The following is a 14935-nucleotide window of genomic DNA, read 5'->3' as shown; positions in this document are numbered from 1 at the left end:
CGGCATCTACTGTTAGGGTTTGCCATTGCATTTTTACTGGCAGAAAACGCCGCTTAAGTGTGCTATTCCATAAAAAACCTGCACTTTTACGAAAAGCGTTCGATTAACGGACAGGTCAGCCCAGATGAAATCCACCCTCCCCGGCGTCCCGTTGTTCAAGCTGTATGGCGAGAATCAGGCCTGGCCCGGCACCGACCTGCTGCACTGCGAGTCGATCCCGGCACGCAGCCGCCTGCATCACTGGGAGATCAAGCCGCACCAGCATGCCGAGCTGTTCCAGCTGCTGTATGTACAGCGGGGCCAGGCCCAGGTGGAGATCGAGGGGGGGCGCAGTGCCATCGGCGAAGCGGCGATCCAGGTCGTGCCACCAATGACCGTGCATGGCTTTCGCTTCAGCGCCGATATCCAGGGCTATGTCCTGACCTTTGGTACTGCTCTTGTAGCGAACCTGGAACAGCGCCTGGGCGCGCCACTGACGGTGCTGGCACAACCTGCGTGCTATCCGTTGGGCCGTGACCGCGTGCACCTGCGCAGCCTGGTCGACACCTTGCAGCGGGAGTACCAGGGCAGTGCCCCGGCTCGTGCAGCGATGCTCGAAGCATTGGTGACCGCGCTGATGGTGTGGATCAGCCGCCGTCAGCAGCAAGGGCAGGCACCGCGTAACCGTGATGAACGTGACCGGCTGTTGCTGGGGCAATACTTGCGCCTGGTCGAAGCGCATTACCGCGAGCATCTGTCGGTTGAAGCGTTTGCCGCGCGGCTGAATGTTCCGAGCTTGCAACTGAACCAGCTGTGCCGGGCGCTGAGTGGCCAGACAGCGTTGCAGGTGGTGCACCAGCGGTTGTTGCTGGAGGCGCGACGCAACCTGATCTACACGCGGATGAGCATCGGGCAGTTGTCGGACAGCCTGGGGTTTACCGACCCGACCTACTTCGCCCGGTGGTTCAAGCGCTTGAGTGGGCAAACGCCCAATGCGTATCGCAGATCAGGGTTGTCGGAATAATCCTTGCCGGCCTCTTCTTGACGTATACGTCAACCTGCCCTCAGGATATCCGCATACCCCACGCCGAGCCCGAGCATGAGCACTCAGACCTACAGCATCTCCGACCTGTCCCGCGAGCTGGACATCACCACCCGCGCTATCCGCTTCTACGAAGAACAGGGCCTGCTCAGCCCTGAGCGACGTGGCCTGGAACGCATCTACTCACCGCGCGACAAGGTCAGCCTGAAGCTCATCCTGCGTGGCAAACGCATCGGCTTTTCCCTGGCCGAGTGCCGCGAGTTGATCGAACTGTACGACCCCACCAGCGGCAACCTCAAACAGCTCAACAGCATGCTGGCGAAGATCGCCGAGCGCCGCGCGCAACTGGAGCAGCAGATGCTGGACATTCACCAGATGCAACTGGAACTGGACACCGCCCAGGAACGCTGCGAACAAGCCCTGGCCGCCACCCTGAACAACAAAGACAACCGCTGAACGCCACAGGAAACCCGCCATGTCCTTGCCCAAACACGTCCGCCTGGTCGAAGTCGGCCCCCGCGACGGCCTGCAGAACGAAGCCCAGCCCATCAGCGTCGCCGACAAGGTACGCCTGGTCAACGACCTTACCGAAGCGGGCCTGGCCTATATAGAAGTGGGCAGTTTCGTGTCCCCCAAGTGGGTGCCACAGATGGCCGGCTCTGCCGAGGTATTCGCCGGCATCCAGCAGCGCCCCGGTGTGACGTATGCCGCGCTGGCGCCGAACCTGCGTGGTTTCGAGGACGCCCTGGCTGCCGGGGTCAAGGAAGTAGCGGTGTTCGCTGCCGCCTCCGAAGCGTTCTCGCAACGCAACATCAATTGTTCGATCAGCGAAAGCCTCAAGCGCTTCGAACCCATCATGGACGCTGCGCGCAGCCACGGCGTGCGCGTGCGCGGGTATGTGTCGTGTGTGCTTGGCTGCCCTTACGAGGGCAAGGTCAGCGCCGAGCAGGTGGCCCCGGTGGCCCGCGCCCTGCACGACATGGGCTGCTACGAGGTCTCGCTGGGTGACACCATCGGCACCGGTACCGCAGGCGACACCCGGCGCCTGTTCGAGGTGGTGTCGGCCCAGGTACCGCGCGAGCAGTTGGCCGGACACTTCCATGATACTTACGGCCAGGCCTTGGCCAACGTCTATGCCAGCCTGCTCGAAGGCATCAGCGTATTCGACAGCTCGGTAGCCGGGCTGGGCGGCTGCCCTTACGCCAAGGGTGCTACCGGCAATATCGCCAGCGAAGACGTTGTGTACCTGCTGCAGGGGCTTGGCATTGAAACCGGCATCGACCTGGGCCGGCTGATAGCCGCCGGCCAGCGCATCAGCGACGTGCTGGGCCGCGACAACGGGTCGCGGGTAGCACGGGCGTGCAGCGCACGATAGGTCACACGGGTGTCACATTGGTGTGGGTGAAGTGTTACCTCCCGCACATTTCACAGCAAAAAATCGGGTAACAGGGAAACAAATCGGCAGAATTTCAGGCTGGGTGGTGTCGACAAAAATTCTTAACTAATTGATTTTAAAGGGTTTTCAAAAGTTGGCACGCACCCTGCTATATCTCTGGTACAACAACAAAAAAAACGCGATACCCAATAAAAACAACAGGTAACGGCTCTGACATAACAAGAACAACACGGCAGAGGCGTAGCAAGCAGATTTTTTTGGAGTCGACACGCTTTTCAGGGGTTCGCCCCGCGGTCTGGCACAGAACAATAAAAACTACCTCAAGGTAGCGGCAGCCAGGTTCGGATCCGCAATGATGAAAGCAGGTCAGCGCTCAAAAAAATACGTTTGCTCTTGACCCCGCATGGGGGTCGCCCGCAACACCAGGACAAGCCGACAAAAACAACAATAGGCCGGTCCCAATAATAAAAAAAGAGCAGGCAACAACGCTTTGAGGGGAGCTTCGGCTCCCCTCAGTGCTTCCTGCCCTCTTCCTCCTTCTGCTTCTCCTCATCCTGCCCTTCGACCTTCTCCACCAGCAACGGCATCGTGCCCAGTACCAGCAGGGCCAGTACCGTGCTGATCAGCGCCGTGGCTTCGCGTCCCACGCCAGCCGCCGTGCCGATGGCAGCTGTCATCCATAGCCCGGCAGCGGTCGTCAGGCCCTTCACATGGCTGGTGTCCTGGCCGTTACCCTTCAGAATGGTACCCGCACCGAGAAAACCGATACCGGCAACGATGCCCTGGATCACCCGACTGAGTGCCTGTTCGTCGGACCCCGCCATACTGGGCGACAGAACGAACAGGGCGGCCCCCAGCGACACCAGCATGTGGGTACGCACCCCGGCAGACTTGCCCTTGTGTTCGCGCTCGAAGCCCAGTACTGCGCCAAGCACAGCAGCCATCAGCAAGCGCACAAGGATTTGCGTCACCTCGCGCTCATCGGTGACATCGGCGAATTCCGCCTGGATTGCTTGCCAGATGACGTCCATCGCAGTTGTTTCCCCTGCTTGAGCTTTATGAATCCGCCTGCCACGTCAGCAGGCCTGCCCTATGCAAGGTTGACCGTCACACGCACTGCAAAGTGCCGCTCAGCTTGCTGATGCAGCAACTGGCCCCTGACCGTGGTCCACCCTGTAATCACCCCGGGAGGACCCCACCATGCCCATTGAAATCGACGAAACCACCCGCCGCTGCACGCTGATCGGCGAAGACCTGCGCATCGAGGGCGAAGGCCCGGACATCGAGATCATCACCGACGAGCAGTTGCGCATGTCGGTGGCCATACTGGCCGGCCAACGCGTGCCCATTACCGAAACCGAGGCCGATGCACTGACCGTGGCGGGTGCGGTGGATAGCCGCAGGCATCTGAAGGCCAGCGCGCCAGGCTCGGTGATATGAGGCCTGGCGGGGCTATGCGGCAAATCTGATATGGTTTTTATCGTAAAATCTGAACCTGTGCTGATAACAGCTTCAGCGCCATAGTGCTCATGCCTGATCGAGGCCTGATGAGCACCGAACCATGAACGATAGAATCCCTTTTACAGAGATCGCCACCGCCCCAGCCAGCATCCAAGCACGACGCACCGACAGCGGCATCCATACCCGCAGCTTTACCGGGCTTTACCGTAACCTGCGCATCGGCTTTGCCGGCGCCCTGTTCGTGCTGTTCTTCGGCACGGCCTGGCTGAACTGGAACGGCCGCCAGGCCGTACTGTGGGACCTGGGAAACAGCAAGTTCCACATCTTCGGCGCCACCTTCTGGCCCCAGGACTTCATCCTGCTGTCGGCGCTGCTGATCATCTGTGCCTTTGGCCTGTTCGCCATCACCGTCTACGCCGGTCGCGTCTGGTGCGGTTACAGTTGCCCGCAAAGCACCTGGACCTGGCTGTTCATGTGGTGCGAAAAGGTTACCGAGGGGGACCGCAACCAGCGCATCAAGCTGGCCGCGGCGCCCTGGAGCCTGCACAAACTGGCCCGTCGCACGCTCAAACACAGCCTGTGGTTGGCCATTGGCGTGCTCACGGGGCTGACCTTCGTCGGCTACTTCACCCCGATCCGGCCACTGGCCGCAGAATTGCTCACCTTGCAACTGGGCGGTGTGGCACTGTTCTGGGTGCTGTTCTTCACGGCCGCTACCTACATCAATGCCGGCCTGCTGCGTGAAGCGGTGTGCCTGCACATGTGCCCGTATGCGCGCTTCCAGAGCGTGATGTTCGACAAGGACACCCTGGCGGTCGCTTACGACCCGCGTCGTGGCGAGGCCCGTGGTCCGCGCAAGAAAGGCAGTGATGTCGGTGCCCAGGGACTGGGCGACTGCATCGATTGCACCCTGTGCGTGCAGGTGTGCCCCACCGGCATCGACATCCGTGATGGCTTGCAGATGGCTTGCATCGGCTGTGCCGCGTGCATCGACGCCTGTGACGGGGTAATGGACAAGATGGGTTACGCCCGCGGCCTGATCGGCTACAAGTCCGAGCACAGCCTGCAAGGAGGTACCACCCACTGGCTGCGCCCGCGCCTGTTGGGCTACGCTGCCGCACTGCTGGTCATGATCGGGGCACTGGTGGTGGCCCTGCAGATGCGCCCGATGGTATCGCTGGATGTGATCAAGGACCGTGGCCTGTTCCGCGAAAACGCCCAAGGCCAGATCGAGAACATTTATCTGCTCAAGGTCATCAACAAGACCGAACGTACCCAGCACTATCAATTGCGCCTGCTGGACGCTGACGGTTTCACCCTGCAGGGCAATAGCGCACTGGTCATCCCTGCTGGCGAAATGAGCGAATTGCCGGTGTCGGTGGCGATGCTCGCCGAGCGCCCGAGCAGCAGCTCGCAGACGCTGAGCTTTGAAATCAGCGAGCGAGACGACCCCACTATTCGCAGCGTGGCGCACAGTCGCTTCGTCGCCCCCATGAACCGCTGATCCTTTACACTCACGCCACCTTGCCTGCCAGGCTTGGACAGAAGGCCAGAATGAAACGCTACGAACGCTTCGCCGATGACATTGCCGAACTGATCCGCTCCGGGGTACTGGGCCCCGGCCAGCGCGTGCCGTCCGTGCGCTACGCCAGCCAGACCCACGGGGTCAGCCCCTCTACCGTGTTCCAGGCCTATTACCTGCTGGAACGGCGCGGGCTGATCCGTGCCCGGCCGCGCTCCGGGTATTTCGTCAACGCCCACGTTCCGCGCCAGTTCAGCGAGCCGCAGGCGCTGCAGCCGGTGAGCGAGTCTACCGATGTCGACGTCAGCGCCTTGGTATTTTCGATCCTCGACTCGATCAAGGACCCCAACACCATTGCCTTCGGCTCAGCCTTTCCCAGCCCTGAACTGTTCCCGCTGCAACGCCTGTCCCGCTCACTGGCCAGTGCCAGCCGCAGCATGGACCCGCGCATGGTGGTGACCGATCTGTCCCCCGGTAACCCGCAGCTGCGCCGGCAGATAGCCCTGCGCTACATGGTCGGTGGGCTGATGCTGCCGATGGAAGAGCTGCTGATCACCAACGGCGCACTGGAGGCCCTGAACCTGTGCCTGCAGGCCGTGACCCAGCCGGGCGACCTGGTCGCCATCGAGGCCCCGGCCTTCTATGCCTGCCTGCAGGTGCTGGAGCGGCTCAAGCTCAAGGCCGTGGAAATCCCCGTGCACCCGCGTGAGGGCATGGACCTGGGGGTGCTGGCGCAGACCCTGGAAAAGCACCCGGTAAAGGCCGTGTGGTGCATGACCAACTTCCAGAACCCGGTAGGTGCAAGCATGCCGGAGGCCAAGAAACAGGCCCTGGTGGAGTTGCTGGCGCGCCATCAGGTGCCGTTGATCGAAGACGACGTCTACGCCGAGCTGTACTACTCGCAACAGGCGCCCAAACCCGCCAAGGCCTTCGACACCCAGGGCCTGGTCATGCACTGCGGCTCGTTCGCCAAAAGCCTGGCACCGGGCTATCGCATTGGCTGGGTGGCCGCCGGGCGCTTTGCGCAGAAGATCGAGCGGTTGAAACTGATGACCTCCCTTTGTGCCTCCATGCCGGCCCAGGCGGCCATCGCCGACTACCTGCAACACGGCGGCTACGACCGCCACCTGCGCAAGCTGCGCTACGCGCTGGAGGGCCAGCAGGCCAACATGCTGGCAGCCATCGCCCGCCACTTCCCGGCGCAGACACGGGTCAGCCAGCCCTCCGGCGGCTACTTCCTGTGGCTGGAACTGCCCGAGCAGATGGACGCCCTCAAGCTGTTCCACATGGCCCTGGCCCAAGGCATCAGCATCGCGCCCGGGCCGATCTTTTCGCCCACCCGACGCTTCGGCAATTGCATCCGCCTGAACTACGGCAGCCCCTGGCATGACGGCGCCGAACAGGCCATGGAAACCCTCGGGCGGATCATTCGCTCGTTCTGATAGCGAGGGGCCCGAGGGGCAACTATAGTTGCTCGATCCGATCATCAGGCCCTCGTCATGCAGCCAGATACGCTTGCGTCCTTTGCACAATTGCAAGCGCGTGTCGCAGAACTGGAAGCACGCCTGGCAGAGCGCGAAGACAGCGTCCAGGCGCATGACAGACTGCTTGGAGAACTGCTCGACAACAGCCCGGCCAACGTGTTTGCTGCCGACCGCAAGATGCGCCTGTTGGCCATCAACCGCACGGCGCGCGAAACCTTCGAGCGTTACCGAGGCTTCGTGCCGCAGATTGGTGACTACGTACCCCAATTCCTGACCGGTCAACCCGACATCATGGGCCGCCTGGCCCCGATATGGCCGCGCATACTGGCAGGGGAAGCGTTCATCGACACCGTCACCTTCGGGCTGGACGACGCACCACGCCACTACGAAATTCGCTACCACCCGTGGCTCGATGCTCAGCAGCGAATTCAGGGCGGCTACCTGTTCGCCTATGACATCACGCAGCGCGTGACCGAACAGGAACGCCTGCAGCAGGCCGAAGAAGCACTGCGCCAGGCGCAGAAAATGGAGGCGGTCGGCCAGTTGACCGGCGGGATTGCCCATGACTTCAACAACCTGCTGGCCAGCATCCTTGGCGCTCTGGAACTGGCCGGGCAACGTCTGGTGCAGCAACGCCTGGCGGACACCGCGCAGCTGCTTGAACTCAGCCGGCACAACGCCCAACGCGCCGCAGCCTTGGTGCAGCGCTTGCTGGCATTCTCACGGCAGCAGACGCTGGTCCCGCAACGGGTCGATGTGCAGCAACTGGTGGCCGGTATGCACGACCTGATCAGCAGCTCCACCGGCCCCTATGTCGACTACCACGACCAGACACATGCCGGACTATGGCCTATCCGAATAGACGCCCGGCAACTGGAAAACGCGCTGCTCAACCTGTGCATCAACGCCCGTGACGCCATGCCGCTTGGCGGCACCTTGAGCATCGGTTGCGCCAATGTCGAAATGCAAGGCGCCGAAGCCAGACAGCGGGGCCTGGCCGCTGGCCAGTTTCTGCGTATCCGCGTTGAAGACACCGGCATGGGCATGTCCAAAGCAGTGATGCAGCGCGCCCTTGAGCCCTTCTTCACCACCAAGCCGCTCGGCCAGGGCACTGGCCTTGGGTTGTCCATGGTCTACGGCTTTGTGCGGCAATCCGGTGGCCAGTTGGTCATCGATAGCACGCCTGGCCAGGGTACCGCCATCAACCTGTATCTCCCCTGCGATGAAAGCGTCGCCGCCGCTTCACCCTGCCCCCACGTCGAGGGGCCTGCACCTGCGGCCTCGCTTCAGCAGCGCGGGTGCAAGGTGATGCTGGTGGAAGACGAGCCGGCCCTGCGCCTGGTCATGCTGGAGGTATTGCTGGACCAGGGCCATGAAGTTCAGGCATTCGAAGATGGCCGCCAGGCATACGATGCCTTGCAGGAAGCCCCTGCGCCGGACTTGCTGATCACCGATGTCGGCCTGCCAGGAGGTATCGATGGCTACCAACTCGCGGACGCCTGTCGAGGTATTGCACCCCATGCCGCGGTGCTGCTGATCACAGGCTATGACCTTGCGCACAGTACGGCAAATGCGCGGCCCCACCGGCGCACCGAACTGCTGGCCAAGCCCTTCGATCTGCAAGCACTTGCCCAGGCGCTTGAACGGCTGCTGGGGAGCACCGCCCAGTCGCCCTGAGTGGCTATTCGCCTGCAGGTGAACACGTTAAAGTCAGGACTTTTCATTGGCCGGACGCAGGCATGCCTTCTCGCGATCTGAACTCACTGCGCCAACAAGTCGAAGACCTCCAGCGACAGAACACACTGCTGGAGCAACGGCTTGCAAGCCTCCAGGCGCACGACCAGGACTTCTATCGCTCACTGTTCGACACCATGGACGAAGGCTTCTGCATCATCGAGTTCTTCGATGGCCCTCATGGCCCCCTGAGTGACTACGTGCATGTGCTGGCCAACGCAGCCTATGCCAAACACGCCGGCATCCCCAACGTGGTCGGGCAAAAACTGCGCGAGATGGTGCCCGATGAGGCGGATGACTGGGTGGCCCGCTATGGCGCGGTGCTTCGCACCGGCGAACCGCTGCACTTCGAGCAGGAACTGATTGCCACGGGCCACGTGCTGTCGGTGACCACTTTTCGCATAGAACCTGCCGAGAAACGCCAGGTAGCGGTACTGTTCAAGGATGTCACTGAACGCCGGCGTGCAGAGCAGGCCCTGCAGCGCCTGAACGAAGAGCTCGAGCAACGGGTGAATGCCGCACTGGCGGAGCGCCGCTTGTTTGCCGAGCTGGTCGATCACAGTGTGGTCAATGTGCATGTGGTCGACAAGGACCTGCGCTGGCTGGCGGTCAATCGCCAGGCCAGGCATGACTTCCACCTGCTGTACGGGAGGACACCCGAAATCGGCGACTACTTGCCCGGGTTGTTCGAGGATGGCACCGCCGGCCAGACGCCTATTCTGCCGATGTGGCAGCGCGCCCTGGCAGGCGAGCAGTTCATCGAGATCGGCACCTTCGGCAAGCCCCCCGCGGTGCGTCATTATGAGTTGCGCTTCAACGCCTTGCGCGACCCCATAGGCGAGGTACAGGGCGCGTTTCTGTTCGCCTATGACATCAGTGAGCGAGTGCAGGAGCAGGAACGCTTGGCCAAGGCCGAAGCGGCGCTGCGCCAGGCACAGAAGATGGAGGCCGTAGGCCAGCTCAGTGGCGGCATTGCCCACGACTTCAACAATTTGCTGGGCGGCATCCTGGGCGCCCAGGAGCTGATGCGGCAACGCCTGGATCAGTCACGCTTCGACGCCCTGGCGCCCTTGCTGGAGCTGTCCAGCAGCGCGGCGCAGCGGGCCTCTTCGCTGGTGCACCGGCTGCTGGCGTTCTCCCGCCAGCAGACCCTGCAACCCTGCTCCACGCAGGTGACCACCTTGGTGGCTGGCATGGAAGACCTGCTGCGCCGCACCATCGGCCCGGCGATTACCCTGAGCAGCCGCTTCGCCAGCCAGCTGTGGCCGACCTTCATCGACCCTCCCCAACTGGAAAGCGCCTTGCTCAACTTATGCATCAACGCGCGCGATGCCATGCCTGCCGGTGGTGTGATCGAGATCATCGGCGACAACCTGCTGCTTGACGACGAGCAGGCCGTGGCACTGGAACTGCCGGCCAGCGAGTTCGTGCGGCTGAGCATCGTCGACAACGGTAGCGGCATGTCGGCTGAAGTCGTCGAGCGCGCAGTCGAGCCGTTCTTCACCACCAAGCCGATGGGCCAGGGCACCGGCCTGGGTCTGTCCATGACCTATGGCTTCGTGCGCCAGTCGGGTGGGCAATTACGGGTGCTGTCGGCGCCTGGCGAGGGTACCCGCATCGAGCTGCTGTTACCCCGCCACCACGAGCAAGCCCAGGCGCCAGTCAGCAAACCTCCGCGCGCGCCCTTGCAAAGAAGCAGCGAGGCTGCCAAACGCATTCTGTTGGTTGAAGACCAGACGGCCTTGCGCCTGGTGATTGGCGAAGTGTTGGAAGAGCTGGGCTATCGGGTGGACGCCTTCGAGAACGGTCCGTCTGCCCTCACCCACCTGCAAAGCGGCGAACGGCCAGACTTGCTGCTGAGCGATGTCGGCCTGCCTGGCGGCCTGAATGGCCGCCAGGTAGCTGAACACTGCCGTGAGCGCTACCCGGACCTCAAGGTGCTGTTGATCACCGGCTACGATGAGAGTGCGGCGTTCAGCGACGGCCAACCGCTGCAAGGTACGTTGGTGTTGACCAAGCCGTTCGAACTGGAAGCACTGGCAGAGCGGGTTCGCGAGCTGCTGGAACCTTGACGGGCGCTCAGCGCCCGCCGCCCAGGTCGATGAAGCTGCCGGTGGCATAGGAGGCTTTGTCCGAAAGCAACCAGAGGATGGCCTCGGCCACTTCCTCGGGATACCCTCCTCGGCCCATGGGCAAGCCAGGTTCAAGCTTGCTAACGCGATCCGGGTCGCCAGAAAGCGCATGGAAACCGGTATGGATATAGCCTGGTCGTACGCCATTGACGCGCACGCCCTCGCCTGCCACTTCTTTGGCCAGGCCGATGGTGAAGGTGTCGAGCGCGCCCTTGGAGGCGGCATAGTCGACATATTCGTTGGGCGAACCCAGGCGTGCGGCTACCGATGATACGTTGACGATGGCCCCGCCTTGCCCACCATGCCGGCGCGCCATGCGCAGCAGGGCGTGCTTGGCGCATAGCATGGGGCCGACGACGTTGGTCTTCATGACGTTCAGCAGCCGGAACTCGGACATGTCCTCGACCCTGCTCTGCTGGCCGATGGTGCCGGCGTTGTTGACCAGTGCGGTGACCGGGCCGAGCTCGTCGTCGACTCGCAGGAACAGCTGGATGATTTCATCTTCGACGCTGACGTCGGCGCGCACCGCGATGGCTTCGGCGCCCAGGGCGCGGACCTGGCTGAGGATGGCTTCGGCGGCCTGGTCATCGGCGTGATAATTGATGCAGATGCGGTAGCCCTGGCGGGCGGCCAGCAGCGCAGTGGCGGCGCCGATACCGCGGCTGCCGCCGGTGATGACAATGACGTTCTCCATGGGTTTGCCAATGGTTTGGGGAAGGGAGCATCGACAATAGGCGAAATGGCGCTGCGTTGGAATGACGAAGATCAGCACAGCCAACCCTCTGCTGTTGATGTGGCTGTTGATCTGGCTGTTGATCTGGCTTTTGATCTTGATCTTGATCTTCGCGACTTCAGGAGGCCGAACGCAGGCCTTGCGGAGGCAGGTGACGGGCATGGATGCCCGTCAAGCGCTGAGGCCCCAGGATGGGGCCTTCGGCGCGGTCCTGCCGGGAGCAAGGCCGGAGTGAGGGGACCCCGGAGCGCAGCGCAGGGGCCGGATGATGGGAGCGCAGTGTACGGGTCACCCACATGGGTTACACAAAAGTTCACTCACATAGGTGACAACACCTTAAGTGTTACATAACCATCAGTGGCATCCCGCACATCGACTCTACCAAGGATGATGGGACCGAAAATAACATCCCAAATGCCATCTCCGACTTGCTCCAGCCCAATGGTCTGGTGCTTGAGCACGTAACCTACGTAGATCCTCAGGCCACGGCGGTTAATGATGCCGCAGCTATCCGCCGGTAAACTCTCGACATGGCTGGGGTAGGTCATCTCAGGAAGTTTTTCAGGGAATGGGCGTGGTGAGGGCTGGTAGCAAGACGCCGGTGTTTTCTGTTTCAGTGCTTCATGCAAGCGCTCGTAATTGTAGTGTTGTCGAAAGCGATCAAAATGCCGCTGTTGAGCTTCCCAGGCCACTGCCGGCGGTGATGGCAGCGTGCTTTTGAGTGTCCGATGCATGCGTTCGTGGCGGCCATTTTGCTCAGGCCTTCCAGGTGCAATGCGCTCAGGAATGATGCCTAGACGCAGCCACCAGATGGACAGCTGAGAAAGTCCTGCACGTCCTTTACTGGCAAACGGCACACCGTTATCGGTACGAATACGCTCAGGCAGGCCATTTTCCCGAAACACCTGGGTGAAAACGGCCTGCGTTTCCAGAAGGTTGGTATTAGGCATGCTGTGGCAGGCGAGCAGGAAGCGGCTGGCGTGATCCATGATCGTTAGTGGATAGCACCAGACGCCTGCGCCTGTCAGAAATTGGCCCTTGTAGTCAGCACTGAACAGCTGGTTAGGCGACTCTGCCTTCTCCAGTGGCTTGGGGTAGACCGCTACACGCTGACGTAAACGGCGTGGGTTGACCAACTCGGCCTTCTTGAGGATGTTGTAAATCGCTGTCTTAGAAGGTGGCGCCTGATCAGGGAAGCGCTCCTGCAGCGCAGCCTGGATCTTTTTCGGACCAGGTTCCGTTTCGCCTCGACTGCGCAGTTCGATGATGGCTTCGCGAACTGCAGCGGGGACGACCCAGTTCTGCGTCAACCGGCGGCGGCTGCGTTCTTCCAGCCCCGAAGGCCCCTCTTTCTCATATCGCTCGACCCATTTGTAGCCGGTCTTACGGCTGATCTCGTAGGCCTGGCACAGGGCGCTGAAGCTGGGCGGCCCTTGCAGGTAATCCGCGATGAAAAGCATTTTCAGGTCCATAGGTTTCAGCTCTCGCCAAGGCATGGTCAGATCCTCGAAAACCGACCTTGCCAGTTAAAGACTGTTACCTATGTGCGTGAACTGATTTGTAACCTATGTGGGTGAGTCATACCCGCAGCGTTTTTTGGTTACTTTTTGTCGCGTTTGACAAAAAGTGACTCGCCGTAAGGGCCATCCCTTTCAAGGTCTTTTGGTTTTGGCGGCCTTGATGACCCGATCCGTCGAAACATGAGCATGTACAGCCGTCCCTTGCACCCAGGCCTTCGCTTTGAGCACCTTGGGGCCTCGTGGGCTTTTCGCAACCTGTCTGGGCTGGATGTTTCTGGCCAGCTCCAGCAGGCGCTGAGCCAGGTTTTCCATCGGAACAACGGGCATGTACTCGGATGGCAGGGCAATCTGCATGCCTTCGTAACCCCCTCTGATCTGCACCGCCAAGTGATAGATCGAGGCTTCCCAATTCTCGGGCAAGGCATCGCGGTGAGCCTGTTCAACACTTCGCTTGAGCAAGGCCAGAACGTTGTATGCCAGCACGGCAGTGGTGAATCCAAGCAAGGCGGCTCGCGGACTGCCGAGGGTTTCAATTTCACTTTCCAGAATTGCTTCCAACCGCTGGAACATCCCTTCAATACTCCAGCGGCGCCGATAGAAGTCTGCGATCTGTTGCGCACTGATGCTCTCGGGCAGGTTGCTCCAGAACATCAAGCTGTTATCACCTGAGTCGTTTGGTGAATGAAGCGTTAACTCGACACGTCGCCAACGGTGCCCGCCTTTTACTTCGATGGATTGCTCGCGCACAGTGCCTGTGGCGACGGGCATCGGTGCTTGCCACTCACCTTCCTGGATCAAGCGTGGATGCTTGGCCTGCTGGCGAATGACAAATGATGTCTTCACCTGTTCGCACGCCTCCATTACAGGCAGCGTGCAGTAGAGACGGTCAGCGATCCAAACCTGATTGGTCTTTGCTTCAGCCAGCAACGGCAAAACACAAACTCGTTCGCTTGCGTAGGCGTCCTCGCACGGCTGGAGGTCAATTACCTGATCCAGGTCGGGGTCGTAAACCACCACCGAAAACCCGGGGCGAGCCGCTCCGCGCTCTTGGCGCAGCGCGCCAAGACGCTTTTCGGTAGAGGCCAAGTGGCTGCCATCGACCACCCGAACTTGCCAATCAGGAAGCATGGCTGAGCAGCCCAACTCATGGATTGTCGGCGCCAAGCGCTGCGCGCAGCCTGTCACCAGAGCACGCAACAGGGCAGGTTCGGTTCGACTGATCTTGTCGTACAGAGCTGCCAGGCTGACGGGAAGGTCGTCCAGTTGTCTTGCCGCAGCATGCAGCGATGGCTTCAAGCCCAATGAAACAAGCGACATCAACTTGATAATGGTCGAGAACAGCAGCTCGCGAGAATACTGCCGTTGGCGGTGCTCCTCGAAAACCTGATCGACCCACTCCGGCGCAATGGCCTGCTCCAAGGCAAGTTTGGCCATTACGCTGGCGGGTGCTTTTTTCTCGAATCGCGCTAGTACATCAGCCCACATCGCTCGGGTCTTCCTGACTGGATTTCAGCGAATTCTACCGAAGACCTTGAAAGGGATGGCCGTAAGGGCGAAAAGGTGAGTCAGTGTCGCCATCGCCAATGGACTGTTCGCTGAGTCAAAACAGACGAATTTGCTTCTTGCTTCTTGGATGTGGGCATTCACATCGAGTAGGTATTCATTCACGCAGGTGGCGCATAGTCACCTTTCCGCCCTTACGGCGGGTCACTTTTTGTCAAACGCGACAAAAAGTAACCAAAAAACGCTGCGCTCCTATCATCCGGCCCCTGCGCTACGCTCCGGGGTTCCCTCGCTCCGGGCTTGCTCCCGGGAGTACGCGCTGCAGGCCCCATCCATGGGGCCTCAGCGCTTGACGGGCATCCATGCCCGTCACCTCCCTTCGCAAGCCCTACGCTCGGCCTCCTGAAGTCGCAATCCGCGGCGCCTGGG

General features: G+C 61.2%; 12 protein-coding genes. 8 read left to right on the top strand and 4 right to left on the bottom strand.

Annotated elements, in window-relative coordinates; all coding sequences use genetic code 11:
• Positions 1–124 precede the first annotated feature (124 nt).
• From ACI7M0_RS11155 to ACI7M0_RS11145, 3 genes are all read left to right on the top strand, one after another.
• Entirely contained in the window at positions 125–1003 is an 879-nt protein-coding gene (locus ACI7M0_RS11155; protein WP_129933024.1) for a helix-turn-helix domain-containing protein, read from the top strand.
• 75 nt (positions 1004–1078) lie between these two features.
• Positions 1079–1477, top strand: a complete 399-nt coding sequence (locus tag ACI7M0_RS11150; RefSeq protein ID WP_003247847.1) for a MerR family DNA-binding transcriptional regulator — start codon at positions 1079–1081, stop codon at positions 1475–1477.
• Positions 1478–1496: 19 nt separating this feature from the next.
• A complete protein-coding gene (locus ACI7M0_RS11145; RefSeq protein ID WP_020191380.1) occupies positions 1497–2396 on the top strand; it encodes a hydroxymethylglutaryl-CoA lyase in 900 nt (299 codons plus the stop codon).
• 533 nt (positions 2397–2929) lie between these two features.
• On the opposite strand, the gene ACI7M0_RS11140 is transcribed toward ACI7M0_RS11145, so the two are convergent.
• Positions 2930–3448 (bottom strand): MgtC/SapB family protein, encoded by a 519-nt coding sequence (locus ACI7M0_RS11140; RefSeq protein ID WP_104961505.1) that lies wholly within the window; start codon positions 3446–3448, stop codon positions 2930–2932.
• Between the two features lie 169 nt (positions 3449–3617).
• On the opposite strand from ACI7M0_RS11140, the gene ACI7M0_RS11135 reads away from it, so the two are divergent.
• The 5 genes from ACI7M0_RS11135 (at position 3618) to ACI7M0_RS11115 (ending at position 10690) form a co-directional block, all read left to right on the top strand.
• Positions 3618–3857 carry a DUF3203 family protein gene (locus tag ACI7M0_RS11135; RefSeq protein WP_014590732.1) on the top strand — a complete coding sequence of 80 codons (240 nt, stop codon included), beginning with the start codon at positions 3618–3620 and terminating at the stop codon, positions 3855–3857.
• 121 nt (positions 3858–3978) lie between these two features.
• Positions 3979–5382: a cytochrome c oxidase accessory protein CcoG gene (gene ccoG, locus ACI7M0_RS11130; protein ID WP_129933025.1), complete on the top strand. Its 1404-nt coding sequence runs from the start codon at positions 3979–3981 to the stop codon at positions 5380–5382.
• A gap of 50 nt (positions 5383–5432) precedes the next feature.
• Complete coding sequence (gene mapR, locus ACI7M0_RS11125) at positions 5433–6842, top strand: GntR family transcriptional regulator MpaR (protein ID WP_003247831.1); 1410 nt, start codon at positions 5433–5435, stop codon at positions 6840–6842.
• A gap of 57 nt (positions 6843–6899) precedes the next feature.
• Entirely contained in the window at positions 6900–8561 is a 1662-nt protein-coding gene (locus ACI7M0_RS11120; protein ID WP_129933026.1) for a PAS domain-containing sensor histidine kinase, read from the top strand.
• Between the two features lie 62 nt (positions 8562–8623).
• Positions 8624–10690 (top strand): PAS domain-containing protein, encoded by a 2067-nt coding sequence (locus ACI7M0_RS11115; protein WP_129933027.1) that lies wholly within the window; start codon positions 8624–8626, stop codon positions 10688–10690.
• 7 nt (positions 10691–10697) lie between these two features.
• Here ACI7M0_RS11115 and ACI7M0_RS11110 read toward each other — a convergent pair whose 3' ends face one another.
• The 3 genes from ACI7M0_RS11110 to ACI7M0_RS11100 all read right to left on the bottom strand — a co-directional run bounded on the left by ACI7M0_RS11110 (position 10698) and on the right by ACI7M0_RS11100 (position 14437).
• Entirely contained in the window at positions 10698–11444 is a 747-nt protein-coding gene (locus tag ACI7M0_RS11110) for an SDR family oxidoreductase (RefSeq protein ID WP_029380669.1), read from the bottom strand.
• 356 nt (positions 11445–11800) lie between these two features.
• Complete coding sequence (locus tag ACI7M0_RS11105) at positions 11801–12979, bottom strand: integrase core domain-containing protein (RefSeq protein ID WP_012053106.1); 1179 nt, start codon at positions 12977–12979, stop codon at positions 11801–11803.
• Positions 12980–13135: 156 nt separating this feature from the next.
• Entirely contained in the window at positions 13136–14437 is a 1302-nt protein-coding gene (locus tag ACI7M0_RS11100) for an IS4-like element ISPpu8 family transposase (RefSeq protein WP_010952894.1), read from the bottom strand.
• Positions 14438–14935 lie beyond the last annotated feature (498 nt).

Source organism: Pseudomonas sp. 10(2024) (assembly GCF_045164175.1).
GTDB classification, from domain to species: domain Bacteria; phylum Pseudomonadota; class Gammaproteobacteria; order Pseudomonadales; family Pseudomonadaceae; genus Aquipseudomonas; species Aquipseudomonas alloputida.
This window is presented reverse-complemented; position numbering and strand designations above follow the sequence as displayed.

Bases quoted from the DNA above. Each gene is read 5' to 3' on its own strand.
- ACI7M0_RS11105 (WP_012053106.1), bottom strand. From the start codon at position 12,979: ATGCCTTGGCGAGAGCTGAAACCTATGGACCTGAAAATGCTTTTCATC.
- ACI7M0_RS11135 (WP_014590732.1), top strand. From the start codon at position 3,618: ATGCCCATTGAAATCGACGAAACCACCCGCCGCTGCACGCTGATCGGC.
- ACI7M0_RS11115 (WP_129933027.1), top strand. From the start codon at position 8,624: ATGCCTTCTCGCGATCTGAACTCACTGCGCCAACAAGTCGAAGACCTC.
- ACI7M0_RS11155 (WP_129933024.1), top strand. From the start codon at position 125: ATGAAATCCACCCTCCCCGGCGTCCCGTTGTTCAAGCTGTATGGCGAG.
- mapR (WP_003247831.1), top strand. From the start codon at position 5,433: ATGAAACGCTACGAACGCTTCGCCGATGACATTGCCGAACTGATCCGC.
- ccoG (WP_129933025.1), top strand. From the start codon at position 3,979: ATGAACGATAGAATCCCTTTTACAGAGATCGCCACCGCCCCAGCCAGC.
- ACI7M0_RS11150 (WP_003247847.1), top strand. From the start codon at position 1,079: ATGAGCACTCAGACCTACAGCATCTCCGACCTGTCCCGCGAGCTGGAC.
- ACI7M0_RS11110 (WP_029380669.1), bottom strand. From the start codon at position 11,444: ATGGAGAACGTCATTGTCATCACCGGCGGCAGCCGCGGTATCGGCGCC.
- ACI7M0_RS11100 (WP_010952894.1), bottom strand. From the start codon at position 14,437: ATGGCCAAACTTGCCTTGGAGCAGGCCATTGCGCCGGAGTGGGTCGAT.
- ACI7M0_RS11140 (WP_104961505.1), bottom strand. From the start codon at position 3,448: ATGGACGTCATCTGGCAAGCAATCCAGGCGGAATTCGCCGATGTCACC.
- ACI7M0_RS11145 (WP_020191380.1), top strand. From the start codon at position 1,497: ATGTCCTTGCCCAAACACGTCCGCCTGGTCGAAGTCGGCCCCCGCGAC.
- ACI7M0_RS11120 (WP_129933026.1), top strand. From the start codon at position 6,900: ATGCAGCCAGATACGCTTGCGTCCTTTGCACAATTGCAAGCGCGTGTC.